This is a genomic window from Roseateles sp. PN1, from assembly GCF_038419725.1.
GTDB lineage: Bacteria > Pseudomonadota > Gammaproteobacteria > Burkholderiales > Burkholderiaceae_C > Paucibacter_A.
Map to the genome: position 1 here is coordinate 14,268 of NZ_JBCARA010000001.1, position 10,661 is coordinate 24,928.

The 10,661-nt window shown below is 63.7% G+C and carries 5 protein-coding genes; all 5 read left to right on the top strand.

Annotation, left to right across the window (positions count from 1 at the left end; translation table 11 throughout):
• The first annotated feature begins 60 nt into the window (after positions 1–60).
• Positions 61–4,059, top strand: coding sequence for a response regulator (locus tag AABB87_RS00065; protein WP_341969031.1), 3,999 nt, complete (start codon positions 61–63; stop codon positions 4,057–4,059).
• A 15-nt stretch (positions 4,060–4,074) separates the two neighbouring features.
• On the top strand, positions 4,075–5,241 hold the full coding sequence (locus AABB87_RS00070) for a response regulator (protein WP_445944817.1): 1,167 nt from the start codon (positions 4,075–4,077) through the stop codon (positions 5,239–5,241).
• 258 nt (positions 5,242–5,499) lie between these two features.
• On the top strand, positions 5,500–7,071 hold the full coding sequence (locus AABB87_RS00075) for an ABC transporter transmembrane domain-containing protein (protein WP_341969034.1): 1,572 nt from the start codon (positions 5,500–5,502) through the stop codon (positions 7,069–7,071).
• Positions 7,068–9,263 (top strand): ATP-binding cassette domain-containing protein, encoded by a 2,196-nt coding sequence (locus AABB87_RS00080; protein WP_341969035.1) that lies wholly within the window; start codon positions 7,068–7,070, stop codon positions 9,261–9,263. Before AABB87_RS00075 ends, AABB87_RS00080 begins: the two co-directional genes overlap by 4 nt.
• Positions 9,264–9,279: 16 nt before the next feature.
• Positions 9,280–10,623 (top strand): HlyD family type I secretion periplasmic adaptor subunit, encoded by a 1,344-nt coding sequence (locus tag AABB87_RS00085; RefSeq protein ID WP_341969037.1) that lies wholly within the window; start codon positions 9,280–9,282, stop codon positions 10,621–10,623.
• Positions 10,624–10,661 lie beyond the last annotated feature (38 nt).

Below are 10,661 nucleotides of genomic sequence, written 5' to 3' on the forward strand. Positions count from 1 at the left end.
CGGGGCGAAGCGGCCTAGACCTATGAAATACTGCCCAGCACCCTCTTAGCTCGAACCACGATGCAAGCGCCAGAAACCACTGACTTGGAACCCGCTGCACACAAGCTTCCAACGCTGCGTCTGCGCCTGGCAACGCAGATTCTGGGCTTGCTTTTTGTGGCGGTTGCATCCTTTGGCTTGCTGTTCTATTTCTTGCAGGCGCGACCATTGCTGATCAATTTGGCCGCCGCCGATGCCGAGCGCGCGTCCAGCCAGGTGGAGGCCCGCATCAACGAAGCCACCGCGAGCTTGAACAAGCTGGCGGTGATTGCCGGCGGCTGGGGGCGCAGCGGCTTGCTCGACATCGACAAGCCCATGGCTTTCAATCAAATCCTGAAGCAGCTGCTGCTGGAGCACCCGCTGGTCGATACGGTTCACCTAGCCGACGCGCAGGGCCGGGAATTGAGCCTGCACCAACTGGAGGAGGATCGCGGCTGGCTCAATCGCGTCGTCAAGGCGGATGGGGAACACAAACACCGCTGGTTGACACACGACACGGGTCTGAAGAGAAGCGAAGAGCGGATTGACGCGCAGGACTATCAGCCCCAAGAGCAGCCCTGGTTCAAGGCCGCTTCAGGGGCTCAAGCGGACAATCACTTGGTCTGGACCGCGCCCTACCTCAACGGCGTCAGTGGTGAAACGGTGGTGTCCGCTGCGATGCGCTGGCATGACCCCAATGGCCAGTTACTGATCCTGGCCTTTGACCTGTCTTTGCAGGACTTCTCCGACTTCACCAGCAAGCTCAGCATCGGCAAGTCCGGGCGAGCCGCCGTACTGATGGCCGATGGCCGCTTGATTGGCGTGCCCCTGCACCCCAGCACGGCCACGCGCGACGCGGTCAAGAAGCTGGTGCTCGTGCCCATCGATCAAACCCCCTTCAACGTCTTGCGTGCGGCCTACGCGACCTGGCAGCAAGGCGGCATGAAGGACATCGGCCTGCTGCGCTTTGCCGTGCCGGCGGAAAACAACGCCGTCTGGTTTGCCCGCGTGCAGCGGCCCAGCAAGCCTGGCATGTTTGAATACATCGTTATGACCGTGGTGCCGGAGTCTGACTTTGTCAGCATCGGCGGCGCCTTCATTGCCCAAGCGCTGCTGATGCTGGCGGCGCTCAGCGTGCTGGGCTATGTGATGGCCCGGCGCATGGCCACAAAGCTCAGCCGCTCAATGGCAGCCCTGGCCAAGGAATCGCGCCGCATCGGCCGCATGGATCTCAAAGACCCGGTTCGCATCGACGCGCGCTTTGCCGAATTGCAAAGCCTGGTGGACGCGCAAGAAGGCATGCGCCAGCGGCTCTTGCAGTCCACCACCGAGTTGGCGGAAATGAATCACTCCTTGGAAGCCAAGGTCGCGCAGCGCACCGCGCAGCTGGCCGAGAACGAGGCCCGGCTTTTGGCCATTCTGCAAGACAGCCCGATCGGCGTGGGCATCGTGGGCAAGGACGGCGTGGTGCACTTTTGCAATCGCCAGCTGGCGCGCCTCTTGGGCCTGAGCGAAGACGAAGTCAAACAACACAATTTCGCCGAGTTCTGGACCGAGGCTGGCTCTCGCGACGCCTTTCTGAAGACCCTGAGCACGGGCGTAGATGTGCTGGACCAGGAAGTGCAATTCCATCGACCCGACGGCCAGGCCTTCTGGGTCTTGTTGAATGCGCTCAATCTGGACTATCAGGATCAGCCCTGCCATATCTCCTGGTTCTATGACAGCACCGAGCGCCACGCCGCCATGTTGGCGCTGAAGCAGGCGCACGACTTGGCGGAAGAAGCCGCCAAGATGAAGGCCGACTTCCTGGCCAATATGAGCCACGAAATCCGCACGCCAATGAACGCCATCATCGGCATGTCGCATCTGGCGATGAAGACGGGGCTCAACCCGCGGCAGATGGACTATGTCAGCAAGATCCAGCAGGCGGGCCGCCACTTGCTGGGCATCATCAATGACATCCTCGACTTCTCCAAGATCGAGGCCGGCAAACTCAGCCTGGAAGAACTCGACTTCGAGCTGGACAAGGTGCTCGACAACCTGGCCAATCTGGTCGGCGAAAAGGCCTCCAACAAAGGCCTGGAGTTGCTCTTTGATGTGGCCAAGGATGTGCCGGCCATGTTGCGCGGCGACCCCTTGCGGCTTGGCCAGGTGCTGGTCAACTTCGCCAATAACGCAATCAAGTTCACCGAGGTGGGCGAGGTCAGCATCGTCGTTCGGGTCGAGCAAGACTTGGGCGATCGCCTGCGGCTGCGCTTCACCGTCAAGGACACCGGCATCGGCCTGGACGAGGCCCAACAAGCCCTGCTCTTCCAAGCCTTCCAGCAGGCCGACAGCTCCACCACCCGCAAATACGGCGGCACGGGATTGGGCTTGGCCATCTGCAAGCAAATTGCCGAGCTGATGGGCGGCCAGACCGGCGTGAGCAGCCAACTCGGCGTCGGCAGCAATTTCTGGTTCACCGCTGAGTTCAAGAAGAGCCAAGCCCTGCCGCCCAGCTATATGCCTCAACCCGATCTGCGCGACCGCCGGGTGCTGGTAGTAGATGACAACGCACACGCCCGCAGCGTGCTGCATGATCTGCTGGAATCCATGACCTTCCGCGTCGCCCAAGCCGCCAGCGGCCCCGAGGCGCTAGAGGAAGTCGACAAGGCCCGGGAAAGTGGCGACCCCTTCGAATTGGTGCTGCTGGACTGGCAAATGCCCGGCATGGACGGCATCGAGGCTGCCCGCCGCATGCAAGCCGAGCAAAAAGTTGCCGCACCCAAGCTGGTGATGGTGACGGCCTATGGGCGCGAAGAAGTGGTCAGCCAGGCGCGCGCCACCGGGATCGAGGATGTGCTGATCAAGCCGGTCAGCGCCTCCATGCTGTTCGACACCGCGATTCGCCTGCTGAGCGACGCGCAGCCCGCCAGCAACTCGCCAGACGCGAGCGGTCCAGACGCCCTGCTGCATCAGTTGGCAAGCCGGCGCGGCGCCCGCATCTTGGTGGTGGAGGACAACGAGCTCAACCAGCAGGTGATTTCCGATCTGCTAACCGATGCGGGCTTTGTGGTCGAAGTGGCCGAGCATGGCGCCATCGCCCTGGACATGCTGGCCAACAAGCCCTACGCCCTGGTCTTGATGGATATGCAAATGCCGGTGATGGACGGCTTGACCGCCACCCGCTTGCTGCGCGAGCGCCCTGCCCTGGCCGATATGCCCGTGCTGGCCATGACCGCCAATGCCATGCAGGCCGACCGCGAGCGCTGCCTGCAGGCCGGCATGAACGATCACCTGAGCAAGCCGATTGAGCCGGACGCGCTGTGGGCGGCCTTGCTGCACTGGATACCAGCCCAGGTGGCAGAGGCGATGAACTCGGCTGGCGCGGCGCCGGCGGCCGATTCAAGCCAGCCGCTGGCAGGTTCAGCCTCAGCCTCTTCGGCGATCACCTTGCCGGAGATTGCGGGCCTGGATGTGCAATCCGGCCTGCGCCGCGTGCTGGGCAAGCCCGAGCGCTATCTCGCCACGCTGAAACGCTATCTGACCAACCAGGCCACGGCCGCCTCGCAAATCCAGGCGGCGCTGCTGCAGGCCGACTTCCCAACAGCCGAGCGCCTGGCCCACACCAGCAAGGGCCTGGCGGGCAATATCGGCGCCGACGCGGTGCAGGCCACGGCGGCCACTTTGGAGCAGGCCTTGGCCAAGCGGGAGCCTGAAGCCATCTTGCGCCCCTTGCTGGTCGACTTTGAAGCGAGCTTGGCGAGCCTGATGGCCGCCTTGCACGAAGGCTTGGATGAGGACTCAGAAGCGGCATCTCCCGCCGCCGACATCCAGTGGGGCAGCGATGAAAGCCAGCAACTGGTCGAGCGCCTGGCCCAACTGCTGGCCGACGATGACGCCGAGGCCGGCCAACTGTTTGCCGAGCAAAAGGCCAGCCTGCAAGTCCTGCTGGGTCAGCGCTATCGAGAATTGGAAGCGGCCATTGGCGGTTATGACTTTGAAGAGGCCTTGGCAGCGCTGAAGACCGCAGCCGAGCAAGCCGGTCATCCCCTGGATTGAATGGAGAAAAAGCAAATGGATAACTTGCTGGCCGAGCACAAGGCCACCGTCCTGGTAGTCGATGACACGCCCGACAACCTCAGCTTGATGAGTGAGCTGCTGAAAGACCTCTACAAGGTCAAGGTCGCCAATAGCGGCGAGAAGGCGCTGAAGATCGCCACCAGCGCCAACCCGCCCGACCTGATCTTGCTGGACATCATGATGCCCGGCCTGGACGGCTACCAGGTCTGCACCCAGCTCAAGGCGGCGCCACAGACGCGCCATATCCCAGTGATCTTCCTGACAGCCAAGAACGAGATCGAGGATGAGAAACACGGCCTCGACCTGGGTGCGGTGGACTACATCACCAAACCGATCAGCCCGCCCATCGTGCTGGCTCGCGTGCACACCCAACTCGCGCTGAAGGCCAGTGCCGACTTCCTGCGCGACCAGAATGCCTATCTGGAAAGCGAGGTGCAGCGGCGTACCCGCGAGGTGGCGGCGATTCAAGACGTCACCATCATGGCCATGGCCTCGCTGGCCGAGACCCGCGACAACGAAACCGGCAACCACATCCGCCGCACCCAGCACTACATCAAGGCCCTGGCCCTGCAGTTGCAAAAAGACTCGCCCTATGCGGCGCAGCTGGACGATCACACCATCGACATGCTGTTCAAGTCCGCCCCGCTGCATGACATCGGCAAGGTCGGCATCCCCGACCGCATCCTGCTCAAGCCCGGCCGCTACGAGCCGCATGAGTTCGAGATCATGAAGTCCCACCCCCGGCTGGGCCGCGACGCCATCATCCGCGCCGAACAAGAGCTCGGCATGAACGTGCCCTTCTTGGCCCATGCCAAGGACATCGCCTACGCCCACCAGGAAAAATGGGACGGCAGCGGCTACCCCGAAGGCCTGAGCGGCGAGGCCATTCCGCTCTCGGCCCGCCTGATGGCACTGGCCGACGTGTATGACGCCCTGATCAGCCGACGCGTCTACAAGGCGCCGATGACGCACGAGAAAGCAGCGACCATCATCCGCGAAGGCCGCGGCACGCATTTCGACCCACTACTGGTCGATGCCTTCGAGGCCATCGAATCCACCTTCATCGCCATTGCCGCCCGCTATCAAGACAGTGATGACGATATGGCCGAGAAGGCGCGTCAGATCGAAATTGCCAGCGGCGGAGCCAGCAACGCTTCGTGATGTGCGGCGCAAGCCCATACACCGCTGTGTACTGCCGGCCACAGTCTCACAAAAGCAGGCCAAGAAGACCGCGCCGCTAAGCGTGTTGAGCCCCTGCGCGCAGGTCGCGGACATGGGTTCATTGCTATATTGGCAAAGCACTCGTCGACACAAACTCGCGCCTGCGCCAATGGTCCTTGCTTCTATTGAATCAGCCCATCCATGACAGCCATCCACCCGTCGACACCACTCCGGCCCAGCCCAACTCGTCGGCCCCGCTTGTTTCGGCCCGACATCCTCTTGGTTTCTTTGGTGATGCACCTGCTGGGCCTGGCGCTGCCACTGGCGCTCTTGCAGATTTACGACCGCATCCTGCCCGCCCAAGCCTACGGTACGGCAGTGTTTTTGGTGATTGGGGTCGGTGTCGCGATCTTGCTGGAAGCCGTGTTGCGCTACGGGCGCCAGGCCTTGTTCGCCAATATCGGCGCCCGCTACGAGGCGCAAGCCACCATGGCCGCGCTGGAGCGCCTGCAATTGGCCGATATTGCGCAGCTGGAAAAGCGCGGCACCCCCGCCATCAGCGATGCCTTGCGCGCCATCGGCCAAGTGCGTGACTTCTGGTCCGGCCAAGCCGGCGCGGCGCTCTACGAACTGCCCTTTGTGGCGCTGTACGTCGCCCTAATCGCCTATGTCGGCGGCTGGCTGGCCCTCATTCCGCTGGGTCTTTTCATTGTGGCCATAGGCTTTGCGCTGGTCTGGAACCCGCAGATCGAGCGTTGGTCCAGCGATGCGGAGCAGGTCAATCGCCAACGCCAAGACTTTGTGTGGTCGGTCTTTGGCGCGCTGCGCTATTTGAAAGCGATTGGCGCCGAACTCAGCCTTGCCGCGCTGTGGCGCGACATCAATCAACACTCGATGGCCGTCAACGCCGAACTCGAAGCCCGGCTGGGCTGGCTGCGCGAGAACGCGGCGGCCATTGGCCAGCTGTCCACCGTCTTGGTGGTGGCCTTTGGCGCCACGGAAGTCATGAACGGCCAACTCACCACCGGTGCGCTGGCCGCCTGCACCATGCTGGCCGGCCGCTCCATCGGCCCGGCCATGTCCAGCCTGGGTTTTTGGTCGCAAAGAGCGCGCCTGGGCGAAGCCCAAGCTCAGGTCGATGACTTGTTGAACCTGCCCGACGCACCAAGCTTTGCCTCGGCGGCCAAGCTCAGCATCGAGCAAGGCGAACTCCGCCTAGACGCGCCCAGCCTCTTAGACGGCCCCGTCACCCTCGCCCCCGGCGAAGTCGTGCACCTGCAAACCGACGATACCCAAGCCGCCTCGCGCCTCCTGACCGCCATCGCGGGTTTGAGCCTTGACGATGGCGTTCAGGTGCAAGTCGATGGGCGCGCGCCGTCCGCCTACAGCCATGAGGCTTACCGCGGTAGCGTGGCTCTGGTCACCCGGCAACTGGCCCTGGTGCCGGGCTCGATTCTCAACAATTTGACCCTGTACAACGCCAGCCTCAACGCCTCGGTGCAGCCGCTGTGCGAAGCCCTGGGCCTGCAAGCGCATCTCGACAAGCTCAAGAACGGCGTGCTCACCGACGTTGGCCCCGGCAGCGCCGAGCAGATTGACGAGGGCATTTATCAACGCATCGCCATCGTGCGCGCCCTGCTGTGCCAGCCGCGCATTCTGTTGCTGGATCACGCGGCCAGCGGCGTTGACCTCGACGGTGTCAAACGGCTCGCCGCCCTTTTGACCGGTATGCAAGGCAAGACCACCGTGTTGATCGCAACTTACAAAGAGCCGCTGATTGCGGCTTGCAATCGCAGCCTGGTGCTCAAGCGCTCGGGAGGTGTGCAATGAGCGCGCTTGATCACAGCATCAGCATCGGCAGCGAGCAAGAACGCATCGCGGCCATCAACGCCGTGCTCGGCACCGCCCGGCTGAGCCAATCACCCTTGGCACCCTGCGTCGCGCCGCTGCTAGTGACACTGAACTGGATGGGTGCGCCACGGCGGCTGCTCAGCGGCTTGCCGCCCAAGAGCAGCCTGTTTGATGCCGATGCCTTGACGCGGCTCATGAGCCATCTGGGTTATCAGCTGCGGCGCCGCAGTTGGAAGGGCTGGCCCGGCCAGCTAGAGACCTTGCCGGTCGGCAGCATCGTGCAAGCGGCAGACTCGGCGCGCGTCTACCTGGGCCACAGCGAAGGCAAGCATTGGTGGCATGACGGCCAAACGGCCAGCGAAGGAGCGCCACCCGCCAAAGGCGACACCTTGCTGCTGGTGCAGGCCGACGCCACCTATCAGCCCCTGGACGCACCTCAAACCGGCTGGTTCGGCCGCCTGTTCCTGGCCGCCCGGCGTGAGATTGGCGGGCTGATGTGGGTCAGCCTGGCGGCCAATCTGCTGGCTTTGGTGATCTCTTTGTTCACCATGTTCGTCTACAACACGGTGATCCCGAGTGGCGCCCGAGGCACGCTCTGGACCCTGACGGCCGGCGCGGTCATCGCCATCTGCGGTGCCTGGGGCTTGCGCATGGCGCGTGCCAGCTTGCTGGCGAAGCTGAGCGGCTGGGCTGGCGTTCGCATCAGCCAATTGGCCATGACCAAGACTCTTGGCCTGCCGCTCGAGGTGTCAGCGCGCCTGGGGCTCGAAAACAATCTGAGCCGGCTGCGTTCCCTGGAAGGCGTGCGGCAATGGTTCGGCGGCGGTGGCGGCGCGGTCAATATTGACTACCCCTTCGTGCTGATCTTTTTGCTGGTGATTGCGCTGCTGGGTGGGCCCATAGTCTTTGTGCCCATCGTCGGTTTAGGTCTGTTCGCCCTGCTCTCCTGGCCGCTCTCGACCCTGCTCAATGCCCGGGCGAGTGCCGTCGGCCGGATCTCGCGGCACCTGGGTGAGATGGCCGGGGTGGTCAGTGGCCGGCTGCGCGCCTTGCGGGGCGTTCCAGCCACCGCGCTGTGGAACCGGCATCTGGGCGAGTTGGTCGCGCAGTCGGTGGCACTGAACCGCGACTACGCCTTGGCCAATGCGCTGACGCAAACCGTCGGCCAAGCGCTTTCGATGCTGATCGTGCTGTGCACCATGGGCGTGGGCATTTCTTTGGTGCTGACGCAAAGCATGAGCACCGGCGGGCTGATCGCCGCCATGATGCTGATCTGGCGCGTCACCACACCGGCGCAGCAGTTCTTTGCCAGCCAGGTGCGGGTCAAGCAATTGCTCGATTCCGGCCGCCAACTTGAGCGCCTATTGGCCACGCCGGGCGAAGCCTCCAACCCACAGCTGACCTCGGCGGTGGCCGAGCTGACTCCCGCCGTGGAAGCCGATAGGCTTTACTACCGCCACAGTGCGGACCGGGAGCCAGCCCTGGCCGGCGTGAGCTTTGCGGTGGAAGCTGGCCAGATGCTGGTGGTGGTCGGGCCCAACGGCGCGGGAAAAAGCACGCTGCTGGAAGTCTTGGCCGGGGTTCGCCCCGCGCAAAACGGCCGGGTGCGTATTGCTGGCCGCGACATTCGCCAGTTCGATCCGGTGGACTACCGCGCCTGGCACGGCTATCTGCCGCAAATGACGCAAAGCCTGCCCCTGACCGTGCGCGAAGCCGTCAGCCTGCGCCGACCCGGCAGCATGGACAGCGAGCTGGCCGCCGCCCTGGCCCGCGTTGGCGGCGAAAGTTGGTGGCGTTTCTTCGGAGCCAACTCCGGCACCGAGGCCTTGGACTTGCGCCTAGAACCCTGGCGCGAAGACCGCGAAGCCACCCGCAGCCGCTATCTCGTGCAGCTGGCCGCCGCCATTCTGGGTGACCCGCCCCTGGTCTTGCTGGACGACCCGATCGGCGACCGCGATCCCGCGCTTGACCCCTACCTGCTGCGCCTGCTGGCCAGCTTGAAGGGCAGCCGCACCGTGATCCTGGCCACGCACCGCCCCGACCTGATTCAAGGCGCCGACCTGATTGCGGTGCTCAACGATGGCGCCCTCGCCCACTTCGGGCCGATCGCGCTACCGGAAACGCCCGTGGCGCCCCAGACACCTCTCGACAGCACGGCTGCAACAGCTTGACGACGAAAGTTTACGAATGAGCCAACCCAGCACTCCCAAGCTTGTGTCCATCAGCGCGGCGGACGACCGACCGCCGCTGAATATTGAAGCCCTCTTGGATGAGCGCGGGCAATCGCGCGCCCTGCGCCGCACCCTCGCCGCCATCGTTGTTTTGGTCTTGGCGCTGCTGGCCTGGGCCAGCCTGGCCAAGGTCGATGAGGTCGCCCGCTCGCGCGGCGAAATTCAGCCCGGCGGCCATGTGCAGGTGCTGCAAAGCCAAGAAGGCGGCACCATCATCAAGCTGCATGTGAAGGAAGGTGAAAGCGTGAAGGCCGGTCAGCTGATCGCCGAGTTCGCCACCACCGACATCGAGAAGCTACGCACCCAAACGGAAATCAAGCTCAACGCCCTGGCGATTGACCGCGAGCGCATGTTGGCCGTGCTGGAGAACCGCCGCCCGGACTTTGCCAAGTTCGAGCAGGAGTACCCGATGCTGGTCGCGCAAGCATTCACCACTTACCGCGAACAAATCGCCAGCCGAGACGCGGCCGTAGCCTCCAAGCGCGCTCAAGGCGGGCAGCAAGGCGCCTTGATCGGTGGCGCCGAGCAGGACAAGCTGCTGATCGAACGTCAAATCAAGGAAACCAGAGATCGCCTCGCTCGCCTGGAAGAAGGCGCGCGCGGCGGCGCCGTCACTCAGTTCGCCGTCAGCGATGTGCGGCTGCAACTGGCGGTGCTGGAGCAACGCCTGTCGGAGGCGACCTCGCGAGCCAGCGGCATGCGCAGCAATGTCAGCGGCGTGGATGCCGACGTGGCCAAGGTGCGCGCTGACTTCAACCAGCAAATTAGCAGTGACCTGAGCAAGGTGACTGAGAACTTCCGCGAATTGCAGGCCGACCGCAAGGCGCTGGAAGAACGCAAGGGCCGCATCGAGATCAAGTCGCCGGTGGCCGGCATCGTGATGGAGTTGCCACGCACCGCCGAAGGCGCGGTGGTGCCGCCCGGCGGCATCGTGGCCGAAGTGGTGCCCACCGGGCTCGATATCGTGATGGAAGTGATGGTGTTGCCGCGCGATATCGGCTTTGTCAAAGAGGGCCAGCGGGCCAGCGTCAAGATCGACAGCTTCGATTCCGCACGCTTTGGCTTTGTCGAAGGCCGGGTCATGCGCGTCGCGCCCACCTCCACCAAGATGAAGGAAAACGGCCAGCCCTTCTACAAGGTGGAAGTTGCCTTGGCCAAGCCTTTTGTCGGCGCGCAGAACCACCGCCTCATGCCCGGCATGACCGGTGAAGCGGATATTGCCACCGGCAGCAAAACGGTGATGCAGTACCTGCTCAAGCCCATCTTCCTGGCCGCCGATACCGCCTTCCACGAACGTTAAGCCCTTCGCAGTCGTCAAGAGATTCCACCGAGGTTCGC

Excerpts from the sequence above, each read along its gene's own strand:
- AABB87_RS00065 (WP_341969031.1), top strand. The coding sequence starts at position 61 with ATGCAAGCGCCAGAAACCACTGACTTGGAACCCGCTGCACACAAGCTT.
- AABB87_RS00070 (WP_445944817.1), top strand. The coding sequence starts at position 4,075 with ATGGATAACTTGCTGGCCGAGCACAAGGCCACCGTCCTGGTAGTCGAT.
- AABB87_RS00080 (WP_341969035.1), top strand. The coding sequence starts at position 7,068 with ATGAGCGCGCTTGATCACAGCATCAGCATCGGCAGCGAGCAAGAACGC.
- AABB87_RS00085 (WP_341969037.1), top strand. The coding sequence starts at position 9,280 with ATGAGCCAACCCAGCACTCCCAAGCTTGTGTCCATCAGCGCGGCGGAC.